Source organism: Oleiphilus sp. HI0086 (assembly GCF_001635225.1).
In genome coordinates, this window is the sequence record NZ_LWFZ01000376.1 from 1 (window position 1) to 333 (window position 333).

Below are 333 nucleotides of genomic sequence, written 5' to 3' on the forward strand. Positions count from 1 at the left end.
CGCATGCTCAGGCGTTTCTTCAAATACGTTCTGCTCTACACCCACACAGGTTTCCAGAGACATAACAATCGCTTCACGCAATGGATCAATCGGTGGGTTAGTCACCTGAGCAAACTTCTGTCTAAAGTAGTCTGAAACTGAACGAACACGAGTCGACAATACTGCCATTGGCGTATCATCACCCATCGAACCTACTGCTTCCTGGCCCGCCTCAGCTAATGGACGCAATACCTGATCTCGTTCCTCGAAAGTCACCTGGAACATCTTCATGTGCGTCTTTAGGGTATCAGCATCCATTGCTTGGAACGCTTCATGATCTTTGTCTAGCGTTGC

The 333-nt window shown here is 48.3% G+C and carries 1 protein-coding gene; it reads right to left on the reverse strand.

Annotated elements, in window-relative coordinates:
* On the reverse strand, positions 1–333 hold a 333-nt coding region (locus A3756_RS04765), incomplete at both ends, for a glutamate synthase central domain-containing protein (protein ID WP_156490273.1).